A 17,179-nucleotide genomic window follows, 5' to 3' on the forward strand; every position below is an offset into this window, starting at 1 on the left:
TCGACGGACCAGAGAAGCTCGACGGACCCGGATGAGGAAGGGGCTGTTCTCCCATGGCGGCGGCCGGCGGAGACGAGGGTTTGGGTGCGGGCGCGCTGCGCGGCGTCCTGGAACTGTTCGAAAGGCTCCGTGAACGACCGACCCGGAGGGCCAGGGAGCGGCTGCGCCCCCTGCTGTTCCTGCTCGGGCCCGCGGCCCGGACCCGCCGGGCGGCCAAGCTCCTCAAGGAGCGCTGCGAATCCGAGCGCGCCCCCGCCTCGCACATCGCCGCCGACACCTCCGCGGCCGGCATCTCCGGCGTCCTGCGCGAGGCGATGCACGAGCTGTCCCAGTCGGCCTGCCGCCCGCGCTGGGAACCGGCCCTGCGGTTCCCGCACCTGGAGATGGCGCTGTGGCTGCGCGACCTGCGCGAGATCCGGCTGGCGGGCGACCCGCAGCCGCCGCGCAACGCCTCCCGCGCCGAACGGGAGAACCACCGGCTCGTCCACAACCTGACGAACCCGCCCGTCGGCGACAACGAGAGCGCCCGCCGCCGCGAGCTGGGCCGGGTGATCCGCCGCCGCGGCCGGGACGTGCTGCGCGACATCGAGGAGGGGCGGAGGGGCCGGATCAGCACGTTCCTCGGCTTCCTGGAGCAGATCGCGCCGATCGGCGTGGCGGTGGTCGCGGTGGTCAGCGCCGGCACCGCGGCGGCGGTCGACCTGGCCGCGGCGATGCTGGCGGGCGCGGTCGGGCTGGCGTTCGTCGCCGTGCAGGTCCTGGCCCGGACCCGCGGCTGGTACGGCGTCCTCCGGTACGGCTGGTTCCGCCGCCAGCCGTACCTGAGCGACGGCTCGCCCGACTTCCTCAGCTTCGCCCTGGGCGTGCTCGACCCCCGCCCGGTCGAGCCCGACGACCACGCCGAGCAGCTGGACCTGCTGCTGGTGGCGGCGTTCCTGGAGGATCTGCGGCGCAACTACCGGCGCGGCATCCGCCGGGCCGCCTGGGCCCGCGTCCGCTACCCCGTGGTGATCTTCGAACGGCTGGCGGCCGGGCATGTCGGGGTCGCCTTCGTCGAGACCGTGGAACGGGTCCGCGCCGACGCCCAGCGCTCCTCGGACCAGCGGGTCTTCGACCCGCTGGTGGTCGTGGCGGGAGTGGACCCGGCCGAGCCCGCCGACGTCGGGTCGCCCCACCCCTCGGGCCCGCGCCTGGTGGACCGGCTGGCCCGGACGATCCGGGTGGAGATGTCCTCGGGCGAGCCGGAGGACGCGGTCGCGGCCGGCCGGCTCTGGGGCCGGTACCTCGGCGAGCAGCGCCGCGTGCGGGTGCTGGGGACGCGGCGGGAGCTGCGGGTGGACCTGGCGGCCGATCCGGGCGGCGACCCCCCGCCGGTGCGGCCGGGCCGGCGCCGTCCCCGGGTCGCCCATCCGCTGCTGCCCTGGATCGCCATGCTCGCGGTCCTGGCCGGCTCCATCTCGGTCATCTCGGTCAATGCCCGCCGGTACTGCGCCGCGTTCCAGATCATCCGTACCGAATCCGGGGAGTGCGTCGGGATCACCGACGGGTCCTACACCTTCGGCGGGACCGCCCCCGCCGGCGGCCACGTCAACAGGATGAAGCCGGTGCTCGACCGGATCGAGCGGCTGAACGACGAGGTCCTGCGGTCCGGCAAGGACTACATCACCATCGTCTATCTCGGCCCCGTCACCGCCGATCCGTCCACCCGGAACCGGCAGCTGGACCTGCTGGCCGGTGCCCAGGGCGAGCTGGTGGGCGTGTCGATCGAGCAGCAGCGCTTCAACGACGGCAGCCCGGACCTGCGGCTGCGCGTGCTGGTGGCCAACGCCGGGGCCAGGTTCCGGTACGGCGCGCAGGTGGCCGGGCAGATCCGCGACCTGGCGCTGAGGGACCGCTCGATCGTGGCGGTGGTGGGGTTCGAGCAGAGCCGCGAGCAGACCCGCGCGGCGATCAGGGTGCTGTCCAAGGCGGCGCTGCCCATGATCGGCACCGCCAACAGCTTCGAGGCCATCGCGCGGCTGGAGAGCGGCGCCTACTCGCCCTACTTCTTCCGGCTGGCCCCGACCAACGGGCGGCTCGCCCGGCACGCGGCGTACTGGGCGGCCGGCGGGCGGCTGGGGAAGCGGGCCGGGACGGTCGACGTCATCTACGACGACGATCCCGACGACCTGTACAGCAGGGACCTCGCCCACCGGTTCCAGGCCGAGTTCACCGCCGCCCGCCCCGGCGGCACGGTGCGGATGTCCCCGTACCGGCATCCCAGCGACGTCGCCCGGGCCACCATGGCGGCGTGCCGGGACGCGCAGGACGTCTTCTACTACGCGGGCCGCTCGGACGAGTTCCCGACCTTCGTCAACACGATCGAGCAGAACTGCGGGCGGAGCGATCCGGTGGTGCTGGCCGACGACGAGATCGCCAAGTACGTGAGCGACCATCCCGAGGAGATCGGCGGCAAGGGCTACCGGCTCTTCTACACCCCGCTCGCCCTCCGGGAGGCGTGGACCCCGGCCTGGGTGGGCCCCGGCCGGCAGCCGCAGACGTTCTACTCCGACTACCGCCGGATCGCGCGGGACATGAGCGGGGGCGGCGACGCGGCGGAACGGCGGCCCTCGGAGACCCGCGCGGCGGTCAGCTACGACGCGGCGGCGCTGGTCACCAACGTGGCCAAGCAGGTGTACGGGGAGCAGAAGTCCGTGCCCACCCCGAGCGCGGTCTTCGCCGCCCTCACCGACCAGGGACGCGACGCGCTGCCCAAGGGCGCCAGCGGCGTGGTCCGGTTCGTCCGGGGCCCCACGGGGCACGTGGTCGAGCAGAAGCCGGTGCTGCTGGCGACCGTGCGCGGTGACGGCGCCCTGGAGGTCAGGGAGGTCTGCGGGCGGCTGGTGGCCGGCGGCCAGGTGCCCGCCGACTGCCCCCCGGCCCGCTGACGGCCCGTTCACCTCCCGGCAGGGGGACGGAAGGAACGGGTGAGGCCCCCGGCCGGACCGGGGGCCTCACGCGCGTCACGTCATGCCTGACTCGGGGTAGGTGTCGGGAGCGTGCGTGGTCGGGGGCGTGGAATCGGGGGGCTTCCGGGGGCCGGGGAGCCCCGGGAAGGGGGGACGACGGCGGCTCAGGCGGCGTTGCGCTTGAGGGCCTCCGCGGCTCCGGGCACTTCCTCGATGGAGCGGCTGCCCGGCCCGACGTACCTGGCGCTGGGACGGACGAGACGGCCGGTGCGCTTCTGCTCCAGGATGTGCGCGGCCCAGCCCGCGGTACGGCCGCAGGTGAACATGGCGGGCATCATGGCGGTCGGGACCTCGGCGAAGTCCAGGATGACCGCGGCCCAGAACTCGACGTTGGTCTCGATGGGACGGTCGGGACGGCGCTCGCGCAGCTCGGCCAGCGCGGCGTCCTCCAGGGACTTGGCGGCCTCGAAGCGCGGGGCGTTCAGTTCCTTGGCGGTACGGCGCAGCACGCGGGCGCGCGGGTCCTCGGCGCGGTACACGCGGTGGCCGAAGCCCATGAGCCGCTCACCGCCGTCGAGGATGCCGGTGACGACCTTGCGGGCGTCGCCGAGCTGCTCGACCTTCTCGATCATCGGCAGGACCCGGGCGGGGGCGCCGCCGTGCAGCGGGCCGGACATGGCGCCGATCGCGCCGGAGATGCTGGCCGCCACGTCGGCGCCGGTGGAGGCGATGACGCGGGCGGTGAAGGTGGAGGCGTTGAGACCGTGCTCGGCGGCGGAGACCCAGTACGCGTCGATGGCCTGCACATGCTTGGGGTCAGGCTCACCGCGCCAGCGGATCATGAACCGCTCGGTGATGGTCTTGCCCTCGTCGATCCGGCTCTGCGGCACCATCGGCTGCGACACGCCGCGGGCCGACTGCGCCACGAACGACAGCGCCGTGACCGAGGTGCGGGCCAGGTCGGCGCGCGCCTCCTCGTCGGAGATGTCCAGCAGCGGGCGCATGCCGTACGCCGGGGCCAGGATCGGCAGCGCGCTCTGGACGTCCACCCGCACGTCGCCGGAGGTGACCGGCAGCACGTGCGGCTCGGCCGGGGCCAGGCCGGGGTCGAAGCTGTCGTCGACGAGCAGGCCCCAGGCGTCACCGAAGGAGACGCGGCCGACGAGATCCTCGATGTCGACGCCCCGATAGCGGAGGGCGCCGCCCTCCTTGTCCGGTTCGGCGATCTCGGTCTCGAAGGCTACGACCCCCTCGAGACCGGGTTTGAAGTCGGACATGTCGTCCTGCCTTTCGTCCCCATAGTGATAAGGCGGTGCCGTGCCATTGAACCCTGTCCGTCCTACTGATGAGTACCCAGGTCCCTTTGAGATGCACAAAACGCAGGTGAGAGGGTCGTTCGACGTGGAAAGTCCGATACCGGACCCGGCAGGGCTCCGGAGAACCTACGAGGGCGGGGAGCTGGCGGAGTCCGCCCTGCCCGCCGATCCGCTCGATCTCTTCGCCGCGTGGTTCGCCGACGCGGCCGGTCTCGCGGCGATGCCCGAGCCGAACGCCATGGTGCTCGCCACCGCCTCCGCGCAGGCCGTGCCGAGCGTACGGACGGTGCTCCTCAAGGGGTACGGCCGGGACGGTTTCCGGTTCTTCACCAACCTGACCTCGCGCAAGGGGCGGGATCTGGCGGAGAACCCGCGGGCGTCGCTGGTCTTCCCCTGGCACACGATGCACCGGCAGGTGATCGTGGCGGGGGCGGTCCTGCCGGTCTCCCGGGAGGAGACGGCCGCGTACTTCCGGACCCGTCCGTGGGGGTCGCGGCTGGGCGCCTGGGCGAGCGAGCACCAGTCCGCGGTGATCGCCGGCCGGGAGGAGCTGGAGGCCCGCTGGGCCGAGCTGGCCCGGCGCTGGCCGGATCCGGCCATGCTGCCCGGCGGGCACGGCGCGAACGAGGGGGACGACACCGTCCCGCTGCCGGACTTCTGGGGCGGGTTCCGGGTGGTCCCGGAGTCGATCGAGTTCTGGCAGGGCCGTCCCAACCGCCTGCACGACCGCCTCCGCTACCGGTGCGTGCCGCCGGGGACGCCCGGACGCGACCCGGTCTGGAAGGTCGAGAGACTCTCTCCGTGAAGCGTTCGAAACAGGAGGACTCTCCGGAGGAGGATTCCCAGGGCGAGGGAGGCCCGGACGGGGGAGGCCCGGACGGGGGAGGCCCGGACGGGGGAGGCCCGGCGGGCGGTGCGGAGCGGGTCCGTACCGGGTGGATCAGGCGGGTCGCCATCGACGTGCGCCCGCTCCGCCACCCCGCGTACCGGCGGCTGTGGCTGGGGCAGGGCGTGTCATGGGTGGGGCTGCAGGTCAGCGCCGTGGCCGTGCCGGTCCAGGTGTACGACATGACGCGGTCGTCGTTCTGGGTCGGCGTCCTGGGCGTCGTCAACCTGGTCCCGCTGATCGTCTTCGGCCTGTGGGGCGGCGCGGTGGCCGACCACGTGGACCGCCGCAAGCTGCTGTTCGCCTCCTCCTGCGTGACCTGGCTGGCGACGCTGCTCCTGCTGGCCCAGGCGGTGCTGGGGATGAACCACCTCGGGCTGATCATGGCGGTGGTGGCGGTGCAGGCGACCGGTTTCGCGGTGTCCTCGCCGACCCGCAACGCGATCACCCCCAGGCTGGTGGAGCCGTCCCTCGTCCCGGCGGCCAACACGCTCAACTTCACCGCCAGCACGGTCGGGATGCTGGCCGGGCCGCTGTTCGCGGGCTTCCTGCTGGCCCGGTGGAGCTACCCGGCCGCGTACGCGCTGGACGCCGTCCTCTTCTCGGTGGGGCTGTACGCGGCGCTGCGGCTGCCGCCCATCCCGCCGCTGGGCCGGGTCACCGGGTCGCCCGGGCTGCGCTCGGTGGTCGAGGGCCTGCGCTACCTGGCCACCCAGCCGGTCCTGCTGATGTCGTTCGTCGTCGACATCATCGCGATGGGGATCGCGATGCCGCGGGCGCTGTTCCCGGAGCTGGCCGAGACCCGCTTCGGGGGCGGGGACGCGGTCGGCTGGCTGTTCGCCTCGATCGCCATCGGCTCCTTCGCCGGCGGGCTGATGTCGGGCTGGATCGGGCGGGTCCGCCGGCAGGGGGTCGCGCTGATCGGCGCGATCGTCGTGTGGGGGCTGGCGGTGGCGGCGGCCGGGCTGGCCGACCGGCTGTGGCTGGCCGTCGTGCTCCTGGCCGTCGGCGGCGCGGCCGACCTGGTGTCGGCGGTGTTCCGGCAGACCATGCTCCAGACCTACGCCCCGGACGAGATGCGCGGCCGGCTCCAGGGCGTCTTCACCGTGGTCGTGGCGGGCGGGCCCCGCCTGGGCGACCTGCGCGCGGGCGCGACCGCCACCATGGCGGGGGCGACGGTGTCGTGGGTGGGCGGCGGCCTGGTGTGCGCGGTGCTCGTCGTGCTGGTCGGCGTGTGCGTCCCGGCCCTGCTGCGGTACGACGCGCGCGCGACGCCCGGGGGCCCGGAGGCCGCCTCCGGGAAGGCGTAGCCGCGGTGCTCCTTCCCGGCGCCGTCCTCAGGTCCTCAGCCCAGGGCCGCCGCCGCGACCCTCAGATCGTCGACCAGCCCGGCGTACATCTCCTCGCGGTCATCGGCCCGCAGCACCGCCGAAGGGTGGATGGTGGCGACCAGCCGAACCGCCGCACCGTCCCCCGCCGCACCGTCCCCCGAGGTCTCGCCCCCCGCGCCGCCGGCCGCCTCGGCGACCGCCCTCGCCGCGGCGGGCGTGCCGATGAGGTCCAGATCGGGCAGCGGCAGCAGTTCCCCGCGCTGCCTGGTCACCCGGAACGAGGAGCCCAGCAGGGCCTTGCCGGCCGTCGCGCCCAGCGCCACCACCACGTCGGGCTCCAGCGCCCGCAGCTCGGCCAGCAGCCAGGGGCGGCAGGCCCGCATCTCCCGCCCGTTCGGCGTCTCGTGGATCCGGCGCTTGCCGCCCTGGAACCGCTTGAACTTGAAGTGCTTCACCGCGTTGGTGACGTAGACGTCCGCGCGCTCGATGCCGGCCTCCTCCAGGGCCTGGTCCAGCACGCGCCCGGCCGGGCCCACGAACGGCTCGCCGCGCCGGTCCTCCTGGTCGCCGGGCTGCTCGCCCACGAGGACGGCCCGCGCGCCCGGGGCGCCCGCGCCGAAGACGGTCTGGGTGGCGTTCTCGTGCAGCGGGCATCCCCGGCAGTCCGCCGAGGCCCGGCGCAGGGCGTCCAGATCGGCCCGCGCGCCCGGGCCGGCCGGCAGGTACGGGGTGGCGTCGTGGGAAGAAACCGATGACATGGTGTGTTTGTCCATACCCACCTGTCAGGGATATGCGCAGGCGGCCTCCCTGATGAGCTGGAGCGAAGTAGACTCGGGGGCACAAGACTGGAGGGAGCTGTGACCTCACACGGCCTGATCGATACCACGGAGATGTACCTCCGGACGGTTTTCGAGCTCGAAGAAGAGGGGATCATCCCCCTTCGCGCGCGCATCGCGGAACGTCTCTCGCAGAGCGGCCCGACGGTGAGCCAGACGGTGGCACGGATGGAGCGCGACGGGCTGTTGCGGGTCGAGGGGGACCGGCACCTCGAGCTCACCGAGAGCGGCCGCGGGCTCGCGACCCGCGTGATGCGCAAGCACCGCCTCGCCGAATGCCTCCTCGTGAACGTCATCGGCCTCCCCTGGGAGGACGTCCACATCGAGGCGTGCCGCTGGGAGCACGTGATGTCGGAGGACGTCGAGCGGCGGCTGGTGGCCCTGCTCGACAACCCCACCACCTGCCCGCACGGCAACCCGATCCCGGGCCTGGACGAGCTGGGCGGGTACGCCGAGGAGTCGCAGACCGCCCCGGTGATGGTGATGACGGACGTGGCCACCGCGGGCGGCGCGCCCGCCGTCATCCGCCGGATCAGCGAGCAGGTGCAGAGCGACAGTGACCTGATGCTTAGACTCAAGCAGATCGGGATACAACCCGGGCGGGAGGTGACCCTCCGGGAAGGCGACGACGGTGTGCGGGTGACGTGTGACGACGAGGGCGGCAGTCCGGCGACCGAGCTCCCCCGGGGCATCGCCGAGCACGTGTTCGTCAGCAGGCGATGAGCCCGTCCGGAGGGCCGGCGCCCGGCGTGCCGGACCGGCCTCCCCCGGAGATCTCCGGACCGTTCCGCGCGGGTGGCGTATCCCGGCGGCGACTTCGTCGTTCAATACGGAGGAGGCACGCGCGGCGTTCGCGGTTCGACGCCCGGTGACGCGACACCGGGCGGCGGCGCGGGGCGCCGCGCGTCAGGGTGCCTCCGGCGGCGACAGGGCCGGAGGCGGGCACATCGGCAAGGGCAACGGGATCGGCAGCGAGATCGGTAGTGGCGGCGGGAGCCGGACGGCAGTGGCTTCGGTGATCAGGGTGGGCGTATGAAGCGTTGGGGCGATCCGCCGTTCGACGCGCACCTGCCGCCGGAGACCGTGCTCAACCAGATGGAGATGGCGGTCATCGTCTGCGACCGCTTCAGCAACGTCATCTACGGCAACGCGTTCGCGCGCCAGCTGTTCGGGTTCGGCGGCGACGACTTCATCGGCCACTCGGTGCTGTCGCTGGGCATCGCCGAGGAGGACCACGAGCAGGCCACCGAGCTGGCCCGGCACGTTCTCAAGGGGAACGTGTGGGAGGGCACCTTCTGCAACATGCGCGCCGACGGCACCACCGTCTACACCCGCGCCCACGCCGTGCCGCTGCGCCATCCGTCCGGCGCGGTCGACGGCATCGTGATCTTCGCCCGCGAGGCGCTCCGCAGCAACCAGCGCGAGCAGGAGCGCTACGGGCTGCTGGAGCGGATCGGCGAGCGGCTGGGCGGTTCGCTGGAGCTGGAGACCACGCTGCGGCGGGTCGCCGACACCCTGGTGCCGCAGTTCGCCGACCACTGCTTCATCGACCTGTTCAGCGGTGACCGGCTCTACCGCCGGGTGTCCCGGCACGCCGCGGGCTGGGAGCCGCCGCCCGGCACCTGGGCCGAGGTCGGCGAGCCGATCTCCTACCCGCCCGGCCACTTCAGCGCCAAGGCGATGAACCGCCGCGACGCGGTCCTGGTGGAGGACATGGTCCAGCACCGGTTCTCCGCGCCCAACGAGTCCAGCAAGCGGCTGGGCGACGAGATGGGCATCACCTCGGTCATCTCGGCGCCGCTGCTGGTGCGCGGCGAGCTGCTGGGCGTGATGAGCATGGCGCTGTCCAACCTCAGCAAGCGTCCCGACCCGCACTACGACGGGTTCGACCGCGACCTGCTGGGCGCGATCGCCAGCCGGGTGGCGCTGGCCGTCGACAACGCCCTCCTCTTCGAGGAGGAGCGGGAGACCGCGCTGGCGTTCCAGAAGCACCTGCTGCCCGGCGAGCGCCCGCCCCGGCTGGACGGCCTCCAGATCGCCTGGCGGTACGAGCCGGCCCGGCCGCTGGAGTCGCACGGGCACGGCATCCAGACCCAGGTGGGCGGCGACTGGTACGACGTGATCCCGCTCTCGGCGGGCCGGGTAGGGCTGGTGATCGGCGACGTGGAGGGCCGCGGGGCCCGCGCCGCCGCCGTGATGGGCCAGCTGCGCGCCGCGCTGCGCGCGTTCGCCCAGGACGACAAGCCCCCCGCCGAGATCCTGCGCGAACTGGACGAGTGGGTCCGCACGATGACCCGCCCCGAGCGGATGCGCTCCGGGTGGAACAGCGACGACCTGGTCCGGCCGCCGCTGGTCTCGTGCACCTACTTCGTCTACGACGCCTGGTCGCGGGTCCTGGAGTTCGCCAACGCCGGGCACGACCCGCCGCTGCTGATCGTCGACGGCGAGGTGAGCGAGCTGCCCTTCGAGAGCGAGGGCGCGATGCTCGGGGTCCGCGCGCCCGGCGTGGGCGCTGAGATCTTCTTCACCGAGGAGACCGCGGAGCTCAAGCCCGGCGCCACGCTGGTGCTCTACACCGACGGCCTGATCGACCGGCGCCCCCGGGACAACGGCGACTACTACTCCCGCGAGGAGTCCCGCGAGCTGGTGCGGGCGGCGGTCGGCGAGGCCGCCGGCGGCGACGTGGAGGCCATCGCCCGTGCCGCGTACGAGGCCGTGCCGGGTGACATCAACGACGACGTCGCGATCGTGGTGATCCGGACCGCCCCGGAGGAGCTGGCGGTCGAGGAGCGCACCTTCCCGGCCGAGCCGATCATGGTGTCGGAGGCCCGCCGGATGGCCGCCGACGCGTTCGCCGCCTGGGGCATGCTCGACGAGCAGGCCGAGCTGGCCTGCCTGCTGGTCTCCGAGGTCGTCACCAACGTGGTGCTGCACGCCACCGCCACCCCGGCGTCGCCGCGCCGCGAGCTGGTGCTGGACGGGCCGCCGCTGGTGCAGTTCAACGACACCGACGAGTTCGGGGCCGTCGCGTTCGACGAGGACGACTGGAACCTGGGCGCCGACCTGGGGCGCCGGGAACCGCCGACCAAGGAGTTCCGGCTCCGGCTCCGGCACGGCGCGGGCGCGGTCTGGGTCGAGGTCTTCGACTCCGACATGCGGCTGCCCCGGATCCGCAGCGCCGGTGAGACCGACGAGGGCGGCCGCGGCCTCTACCTGGTCGACCAGCTGGCCAGCCGCTGGGGCGCCCGGCCCACGGCCGACGGCAAGGCCGTGTGGTTCGAGCTGCCGCTCACGCCGTGAGCGGCGCCCGTTCGCCCGGTCCCTGAGCCGGGCCCGCAGCGAGCGCTGGAACGCTCCCAGCCCACCGCCACCACGGCGGTTCACGTTGACGGCGGCGCGTCGCCCCACCGGGTCGCCTCATGGCGGCGAGGCGCCGGGACTGTGAAACAGAGCCTAAATGGGCTCGGCCGCCACGTGCGCCCATGACTGCGTGAACCACAGCTCCCCGCCGATGACGCGGGGCTTGGCGCCGGTACGGGGGCCGCCGTCGACCTCGTCCAGGAGCGCGGTGCGGATGCGGTCGGCGGCGTCCGGATCGCGGGCCCCGGCCAGCCACGGCTCCAGCGGGCGCTCCACCGTGAACACGTCGAGCCGGCGGATGCTCGCCCCGGCCGTGGTGATCAGGTCGGTGACGGCGGCGATGGAGGGGGTGCCGGGATGGTCCGGGTCGCGCAGCCGCTCGATCCGGTCCCGGTCCGGCTGGGCCAGGTTGCCGCGCACCAGGTCGGCGATGATCAGCCGGCCGCCGGGGCGGCAGACCCGCAGCAGCTCGCGCAGCACGCGGTCCGGGGCGCCCAGGGCGAAGAGGGAGAAGCGGGCGGTGACGAGGGTGAAGCTCCCGTCGCGGTAGGGCAGCGCGGTCGCGTCCGCGCGGACCCGTACCGGGTCGGGCGTGCCGCGGTGGCCGGTCGTGATGTCGTGCCGCGGTGGCGCGCCGCCCCGGCCGGTGCCGGGACGGCCGCGGTCGTCCGGGCCGCCCAGGATCCGGACCGGCCCGGTGCCGAGGCCGGTGCCGAAGGTGACGGTGGACATCCGGCCGCCGCGCCGGCCGGGGGCCGGGGGCGGCAGGGCGTCGACCGCGGTGACGTGCCGGACCTGGGGCCAGAGCGCCGCGGGCATGGGCCCCTGGCCGCGCGCGACGTCCAGGCACACGTCGTCGCGGTCGGGTTCGGTGAACTCCAGGAGGCGCCGTAGATGCGGGGCGAACGGGGCGCCCGGCCCTTGCGTCATCGTGGCCGGATGCGGCACGTCTGCTCTCCCTCGACTCCCGGCCGGCTTCGGGATGCGGGGGACGCTCGCGCCGCCGGGTGTCGCGCTCCGGGAACGTCGAGTCAGGGTCGAAGCCGGTCTCGACAGGTATGACTCCCCGATCGGGCGGTTTGTTCGACGTACCCCGTCAATCCAGGCTCTGCCCCCAGAGGGCGAGCACCACCAGCACGAACACGATGATCACGCCGCCGCGGGCGGGGACGGTGAGGCGCATCCGCGCCGCGGCCCAGCGCACGCAGAACGCGCCCAGCAGGGCGACGACGATGAGGGCGAGGATCCCTTCCATGCTCACCTTCGTTCTCGAGGGGCCACCTCTTCCCGCAGCCTAGACGGCGCGGGCGTTCCCGCGGCGGCGTCCGGGAGGCAAAGGGAGTAAGGAGATGGTTACCCCGGTGGTCGAGTTCTGGGCGGTACGGGGCTAATCTCACCTCCGTGGCAGATGCGAAGGAAGACCAGAAGCGTGACCGGGTGGACGATCTGATGGTGCACCTGGCGAGGGGCCGGGTGGCTCTCGGCGCCGCGGCGTTCGCCGCCCCCGGCCTCACCGTGAGGCTCATCGGCATGGGCAAGGGCGGTGACGCCGGCCGCGACTACATGACGCGGATGTTCGCCGCCCGTGAGATCGCCCTGGGCGCGGGTTACCTCCTCAGCCGGGGGTCCAGCCGCAGGACGTGGGCGCGGCTCGGCCTGGCGGTCGACTCCCTCGACATCGTGAACGGGCTGCGGTCGCGCCAGGGGCTGCCCCTGTGGGTCACCGCCGGGGCGGTGGCCGTCGCCGGCGGCTGCACCGCCCTGGGCGCCGCCAAGGTGGCCAAGGACGTCGTCGGCTAGCCGTACGTTGACATGTGCCGCACGTTGACTTGCGGCGAGTTGCTCCCTCGGCGCGCCTGGAGAGGACAACTCGCCGCGACTCAACGTGGACGGGACGGGCGTGATGCCCGATCTCGGCTGGGTAGGACCCCGTACCGGAAGCGGTGACGGGGGGCGAGGATGACCGCTGAGGCGTCGCTCCGGAAGGAGTCGCGGCCCGTGCCCGCGGGCCGCGACCTCTACGTGGTCCTCGGCGCGCTGATGCTCGCGATGCTGCTGGCCGCGCTGGACCAGACGATCGTCTCCACCGCGCTGCCCACCATCGTCGCCGAGCTGGGCGGGCTCAACCACCTCTCCTGGGTCGTCACCGCGTACCTGCTCGCCGCGACCGCCTCCACGCCGCTGTGGGGCAAGCTCGGCGACCAGTACGGGCGCAAGCGGCTGTTCCAGACCTCGATCGTCATCTTCCTGATCGGGTCCGCGCTGTGCGGGCTGGCCCGCGACATGACCGAGCTGATCGGGTTCCGGGCGCTGCAGGGCCTCGGCGGCGGCGGTCTCATGGTCCTGGTGGTCGCCATCGTCGGCGACGTCGTCCCGCCCCGGGAACGCGGCCGGTACCAGGGCCTGTTCGGCGCCGTCTTCGGCGTCTCCAGCGTGGTCGGGCCGCTGCTGGGCGGCTGGTTCGTCGACAACCTGACCTGGCGCTGGGTCTTCTACATCAACCTGCCCATCGGCGTGCTGGCGCTGGTGGTCATCGCCGCGGTGCTGCACGCCCCGTCCGAACGGGAACGGCACCGGATCGACTACCTGGGCACGCTGCTGATCGTGGGCTGGGCGGTCGCGCTGGTCCTGATGACCACCTGGGGCGGCACCACGTACGCCTGGACCTCGCCGCAGGTCATCGGGCTGGGCGCGGCCGCGGTGGTGCTCATCGCGATCTGGATCGTGGTGGAGCGGCGCGCGGCCGAGCCGGTCATGCCGCCCCGGCTGTTCCGGTCCACGACGTTCACGCTGGGCTCGGCGATCAGCTTCGTGGTCGGGTTCGCGATGTTCGGGGCGCTGACCTTCCTGCCGCTGTTCCTCCAGGTGGTGAACGGTGTCTCGCCCACCCTGTCCGGGGTGCACCTGCTGCCGATGATGGCCGGGATGCTGGTCGCCTCGATCGGCTCCGGGCAGCTGATCAGCCGTACCGGGCACTACAAGATCTTCCCGGTGCTGGGCACCCCGATCATCGCGGTCGCGCTGTGGTGGTGCTCGGGCCTGGACGAGACCACCTCGGCGACATCCACCGGCGTCCGGCTGGCCCTGCTGGGCTTCGGGCTCGGCCTGGTGATGCAGGTGCTGGTCATCGCGGTGCAGAACGCGGTGTCGTACGAGGATCTCGGGGCGGCCACCTCCGGGGTGACGTTCTTCCGGCAGATCGGCGGGTCGTTCGGCGTCGCGGTGTTCGGATCGATCTTCAGTAACCGGCTGGCCGCCAACACCGAGGACCTGGTCCGCCGGGTGACGCTGCCGCCGGGCTTCGACGCGCAGGCCGTCCAGGGCGATCCGGCGGTGCTGAACCGCTTCCCGCCGCAGGTCCGCGCCGAGTTCATCCACGTGTACGCCCAGTCCATCCAGACGGTGTTCCTGTGGGCGGTGCCGGTGGCCGCGGTCGGCGTCGTGCTGACCTGGTTCCTGCGCGAGGTGCCGCTGCGGGCGACCTCGCAGACCCGCGACTACGGGGAGGGCTTCGGCGCGGCACCGACGGTCCGCTCGTCCGAGTGCGAGATGGAACGGGCGCTGAGCGAGTTGATGCGCAAGGATCCGCGGGCCAGGGAGCTGTACACGCGGCTGGGGGTGCTGGCGGACGTGGACCTGCCCGCCGGCGGCATGTGGGCGCTGTGCCGGATCGCCCGCGAGGGCAGCGTGCCGGGCACCGAACTGGCCGCGCGCGCGGGCGTCACGGTCGAGCGGGGGCGTCCGCATGTGGACCGGCTGGTGGAGGCGGGGCTCGTCCGCCGGCGGGACGGGGATCTGGTCATCACCGACGCCGGGCGGGACGTCGCCGGCCGGCTGGTGGCGGCCCGCCGCGCGGGGCTGGCGCGGCACCTGGAGGGCTGGGCGCCCGAGGAGCACCCCGAGCTGGCCGCCCTGCTGTCGCGGCTGGCCGTGGAGTCCCTGGGGGACGAGGGCGACGCCGACGCCGTCGACCCGCGCTCCCGCCGCCGCCCGTGAGGCGCGACCCGGCCCGCGACCCTGTGAGAAGCGCGGTCTACCGTGGTGGACAGGTTGTGAATGCGACCAGCGAGACCCGGGTCATAGGGCAGGGGGCCGGGGCGATGTACTCTCATAGCAACTGACCGAATCTGACTCGGTTTCGGGACGGAACCCTGATTCTGCACTTGGAGGCGTAGTGGCCGAGGCGTACATCGTCGGCGCGGTCCGTACCCCCGTCGGCACCAAGAAGGGTGCCCTCAAGGACGTTCACCCCGCCGACCTCGGGGCCCACGTGCTCAAGGAGCTCGTCGACCGCACGGGGGTGGACCCGTCGGCGGTCGAGGACGTCATCATGGGCTGCGTCATGCAGGTCGGCCCGCAGTCGCTGGACATCGCGCGGACCGCGTGGCTGTCGGCCGGGCTGCCCGAGGGCGTGCCGGGCGTGACCATCGACCGCCAGTGCGGATCGTCCCAGCAGGCGATCCACTTCGCCGCGCAGGGCGTGCTGTCGGGCACCCAGGACCTGGTCGTGGCGTCCGGCGTCGAGCAGATGGCGATGGTCCCGATGGGGTCCTCGGTCGCCATGGCGCTGGAGAAGGGCATGCCCTTCCCGTACGGCGAGGGCTGGGGCGAGCGCTACGGGCAGCAGGAGATCTCGCAGTTCCGCGGCGCCCAGCTGATGGCCGAGAAGTGGGGCCTCTCCCGCGAGGACCTGGAGCGGTTCGCGCTCGAGAGCCACCAGCGGGCGGTGAAGGCCATCGAGGCCGGCTACTTCGACCGCGAGATCGCCCCGCTGGCCGGGCTGGCCAAGGACGAGGGCGCCCGCGCCGACACCACGATGGAGAAGATGGCCGGGCTCAAGCCGCTGCGCGAGGGCTGGGCGATCACCGCCGCCGTCGCCTCGCAGATCTCGGTCGGCGCCTCCGCGCTGCTGATCGCCTCCGAGGAGGCCGTCAGGCGGTACGACCTCACCCCGCGGGCGCGGATCCACACCCTCGCGGTCACGGGCTCGGACCCGGTCTACATGCTGACCGGCCCGATCCCGGCCACCGAGAAGGCGCTGGCCCGCGGCGGGCTGAAGATCGACGAGATCGACGTGTTCGAGGTCAACGAGGCGTTCGCGCCGGTGCCGATGGCCTGGGCCAAGGACACCGGGGCGTCGCTGGAGAAGACCAACCCCAACGGCGGCGCGATCGCGCTGGGGCACCCGCTGGGCGCCACCGGCGGCGTGCTGATGACCAAGCTGCTGCACGAGCTGGAGCGCACCGGCGGCCGGTACGGCCTGCAGACGATGTGCGAGGGCGGCGGCCAGGCCAACGCCACGATCATCGAGCGGGTCTGACCGGGCCGATCGACGTACGGGCCTGACCGGGACCGATCGAGGCCGATCGGTCCCGGTCGGGACGGCCTGAGGGCGGGCGGGACCATAGGGTCCCGCCCGCCCTTCGTCATGCCTGCCCGCCTTCCTGCCTGCCGTCAGGCGTGGCAGAGCATCGGCGCGCCGGGGACTTCACAACTCGCTCGGAGAGAAGGTATTATTCGAGTTGTAGGTTTCCTCCTAGCGGAGGCCGAGAGTTCGAACCGGAAGTCTTGGGCGCCCGTCTCGCCAGGGCGGGCGACGATCTCACCAACGGAGGTGGCGGAACGATGCTGCTGACTTCGATCGACCCGTTCGTCCAGGAGTTCGAGCGCCAGTTCGACCGGCTCGCCCGGCGCACCTGGGGCGACTCCGGAGCGGCCGTGATGCCGATGGACGGTGTCCGCCGCAAGGACGACGTCCTGCTCAAGTTCGACCTGCCCGGCATCGACCCGGGCTCGGTGGAGGTCACCGTCGACCGCGGGGTGCTGACCGTCAGCGCCCGGCGCGAGGAGGAGCGCCTCGACGACGAGCGGCAGTTCCTCCGCGAGCGCCCGATGGGCGCGTTCACCCGGCGCGTCTACCTGTCGGAGCACCTCGACGCCGACGGCATCGAGGCCGCCTACGACAACGGCGTGCTCGCCGTACGCATCCCCGTGCTCGAGAAGGCCAGGCCGCGCAAGGTCGAGATCCAGGGCGCCGGCCGCAAGGTGCTGGAGGGGTGACCCAGGGGGACGGCGTCACCGGGGGCGCGGCCGGCGGCGAGGCCCGGCCGCGCCCTCCGGGCGCTCTGCCGGTCGACGACGAGCACGCGCCCCTCTACTCCGTCGGGCAGGTCGCCGCGATGCTGCGGCTCCGGCAGGCGTTCCTGCGCCGCCTGGACGAGTACGAGGTCGTCCGGCCCAGCCGGACCGGGGGCGGGCAGCGCCGCTACTCCCGCGTCGAGATCTCCCGCGTGCGGTACGTGGTGGAGCTGGTCGACGAGGGCATGACCCTGACCGCCATCCGGCGCGTGCTGGAGCTGGAGCGGCGCGTCCAGGAGATGGAGGCGCGGCTGCGCGAGGCGGACGCCAGGCACGCGCGCGACCGGCGCCGCATCCACGAGCTGGAATCGGCGCTGCGCGGCGGGCGCCCGCGCCCGCCCGGCCCGTACCGCTGAACGGCCCG

At 73.3% G+C, this 17,179-nt stretch carries 14 protein-coding genes; 10 read left to right on the forward strand and 4 right to left on the reverse strand.

What is annotated here, in order from left to right; all coding sequences use genetic code 11:
* Positions 1-53: 53 nt before the first annotated feature.
* Positions 54-2,927: a type 1 periplasmic-binding domain-containing protein gene (locus IW256_RS37740; protein WP_197015502.1), complete on the forward strand. Its 2,874-nt coding sequence runs from the start codon at positions 54-56 to the stop codon at positions 2,925-2,927.
* A 185-nt stretch (positions 2,928-3,112) separates the two neighbouring features.
* Here IW256_RS37740 and IW256_RS37745 read toward each other — a convergent pair whose 3' ends face one another.
* A complete protein-coding gene (locus IW256_RS37745; protein ID WP_197015503.1) occupies positions 3,113-4,225 on the reverse strand; it encodes a citrate synthase 2 in 1,113 nt (370 codons plus the stop codon).
* A 91-nt stretch (positions 4,226-4,316) separates the two neighbouring features.
* On the opposite strand from IW256_RS37745, the gene pdxH reads away from it, so the two are divergent.
* Positions 4,317-5,069: a pyridoxamine 5'-phosphate oxidase gene (pdxH, locus tag IW256_RS37750; RefSeq protein WP_197015504.1), complete on the forward strand. Its 753-nt coding sequence runs from the start codon at positions 4,317-4,319 to the stop codon at positions 5,067-5,069.
* Positions 5,066-6,460, forward strand: coding sequence for an MFS transporter (locus IW256_RS37755; RefSeq protein WP_307829325.1), 1,395 nt, complete (start codon positions 5,066-5,068; stop codon positions 6,458-6,460). Before pdxH ends, IW256_RS37755 begins: the two co-directional genes overlap by 4 nt.
* A gap of 35 nt (positions 6,461-6,495) precedes the next feature.
* On the opposite strand, the gene IW256_RS37760 is transcribed toward IW256_RS37755, so the two are convergent.
* Positions 6,496-7,239, reverse strand: a complete 744-nt coding sequence (locus IW256_RS37760; protein ID WP_197015505.1) for a UdgX family uracil-DNA binding protein — start codon at positions 7,237-7,239, stop codon at positions 6,496-6,498.
* Positions 7,240-7,338: 99 nt separating this feature from the next.
* On the opposite strand from IW256_RS37760, the gene IW256_RS37765 reads away from it, so the two are divergent.
* Both IW256_RS37765 and IW256_RS37770 read left to right on the forward strand, forming a co-directional pair.
* Complete coding sequence (locus tag IW256_RS37765) at positions 7,339-8,040, forward strand: iron-dependent transcriptional repressor DtxR (protein ID WP_197015506.1); 702 nt, start codon at positions 7,339-7,341, stop codon at positions 8,038-8,040.
* A gap of 309 nt (positions 8,041-8,349) precedes the next feature.
* Positions 8,350-10,617, forward strand: coding sequence for an ATP-binding SpoIIE family protein phosphatase (locus IW256_RS37770; protein ID WP_197015507.1), 2,268 nt, complete (start codon positions 8,350-8,352; stop codon positions 10,615-10,617).
* 153 nt (positions 10,618-10,770) lie between these two features.
* Here IW256_RS37770 and IW256_RS37775 read toward each other — a convergent pair whose 3' ends face one another.
* Both IW256_RS37775 and IW256_RS37780 read right to left on the reverse strand, forming a co-directional pair.
* On the reverse strand, positions 10,771-11,625 hold the full coding sequence (locus IW256_RS37775; protein ID WP_307829326.1) for a class I SAM-dependent methyltransferase: 855 nt from the start codon (positions 11,623-11,625) through the stop codon (positions 10,771-10,773).
* 148 nt (positions 11,626-11,773) lie between these two features.
* The gene (locus IW256_RS37780) at positions 11,774-11,932 is read right to left on the reverse strand and encodes a hypothetical protein (protein WP_197015508.1); all 159 of its coding nucleotides are present in this window, start codon (positions 11,930-11,932) and stop codon (positions 11,774-11,776) included.
* Positions 11,933-12,078: 146 nt separating this feature from the next.
* On the opposite strand from IW256_RS37780, the gene IW256_RS37785 reads away from it, so the two are divergent.
* From IW256_RS37785 to IW256_RS37805, 5 genes are all read left to right on the forward strand, one after another.
* Complete coding sequence (locus tag IW256_RS37785; RefSeq protein WP_307829327.1) at positions 12,079-12,477, forward strand: hypothetical protein; 399 nt, start codon at positions 12,079-12,081, stop codon at positions 12,475-12,477.
* A gap of 159 nt (positions 12,478-12,636) precedes the next feature.
* Positions 12,637-14,673 (forward strand): MFS transporter, encoded by a 2,037-nt coding sequence (locus IW256_RS37790; RefSeq protein WP_197015509.1) that lies wholly within the window; start codon positions 12,637-12,639, stop codon positions 14,671-14,673.
* Positions 14,674-14,851: 178 nt separating this feature from the next.
* Entirely contained in the window at positions 14,852-15,997 is a 1,146-nt protein-coding gene (locus IW256_RS37795) for an acetyl-CoA C-acetyltransferase (RefSeq protein WP_197015510.1), read from the forward strand.
* Between the two features lie 305 nt (positions 15,998-16,302).
* Positions 16,303-16,737 carry an Hsp20/alpha crystallin family protein gene (locus IW256_RS37800; protein ID WP_197015511.1) on the forward strand — a complete coding sequence of 145 codons (435 nt, stop codon included), beginning with the start codon at positions 16,303-16,305 and terminating at the stop codon, positions 16,735-16,737.
* The gene (locus IW256_RS37805; RefSeq protein WP_307829328.1) at positions 16,734-17,171 is read left to right on the forward strand and encodes a MerR family transcriptional regulator; all 438 of its coding nucleotides are present in this window, start codon (positions 16,734-16,736) and stop codon (positions 17,169-17,171) included. Before IW256_RS37800 ends, IW256_RS37805 begins: the two co-directional genes overlap by 4 nt.
* The last annotated feature ends 8 nt before the right edge of the window (positions 17,172-17,179 follow it).

The sequence above is a fragment of the Actinomadura viridis genome (assembly GCF_015751755.1).
Classification (GTDB): Bacteria; Actinomycetota; Actinomycetes; order Streptosporangiales; family Streptosporangiaceae; genus Spirillospora; species Spirillospora viridis.

What these genes read in the sequence shown, in the direction of transcription:
- IW256_RS37770 (WP_197015507.1), top strand. Translation starts at nt 8,350, where the DNA reads ATGAAGCGTTGGGGCGATCCGCCGTTCGACGCGCACCTGCCGCCGGAG.
- IW256_RS37760 (WP_197015505.1), bottom strand. Translation starts at nt 7,239, where the DNA reads ATGTCATCGGTTTCTTCCCACGACGCCACCCCGTACCTGCCGGCCGGC.
- pdxH (WP_197015504.1), top strand. Translation starts at nt 4,317, where the DNA reads ATGCACAAAACGCAGGTGAGAGGGTCGTTCGACGTGGAAAGTCCGATA.
- IW256_RS37780 (WP_197015508.1), bottom strand. Translation starts at nt 11,932, where the DNA reads ATGGAAGGGATCCTCGCCCTCATCGTCGTCGCCCTGCTGGGCGCGTTC.
- IW256_RS37790 (WP_197015509.1), top strand. Translation starts at nt 12,637, where the DNA reads ATGACCGCTGAGGCGTCGCTCCGGAAGGAGTCGCGGCCCGTGCCCGCG.
- IW256_RS37740 (WP_197015502.1), top strand. Translation starts at nt 54, where the DNA reads ATGGCGGCGGCCGGCGGAGACGAGGGTTTGGGTGCGGGCGCGCTGCGC.
- IW256_RS37800 (WP_197015511.1), top strand. Translation starts at nt 16,303, where the DNA reads ATGCTGCTGACTTCGATCGACCCGTTCGTCCAGGAGTTCGAGCGCCAG.
- IW256_RS37745 (WP_197015503.1), bottom strand. Translation starts at nt 4,225, where the DNA reads ATGTCCGACTTCAAACCCGGTCTCGAGGGGGTCGTAGCCTTCGAGACC.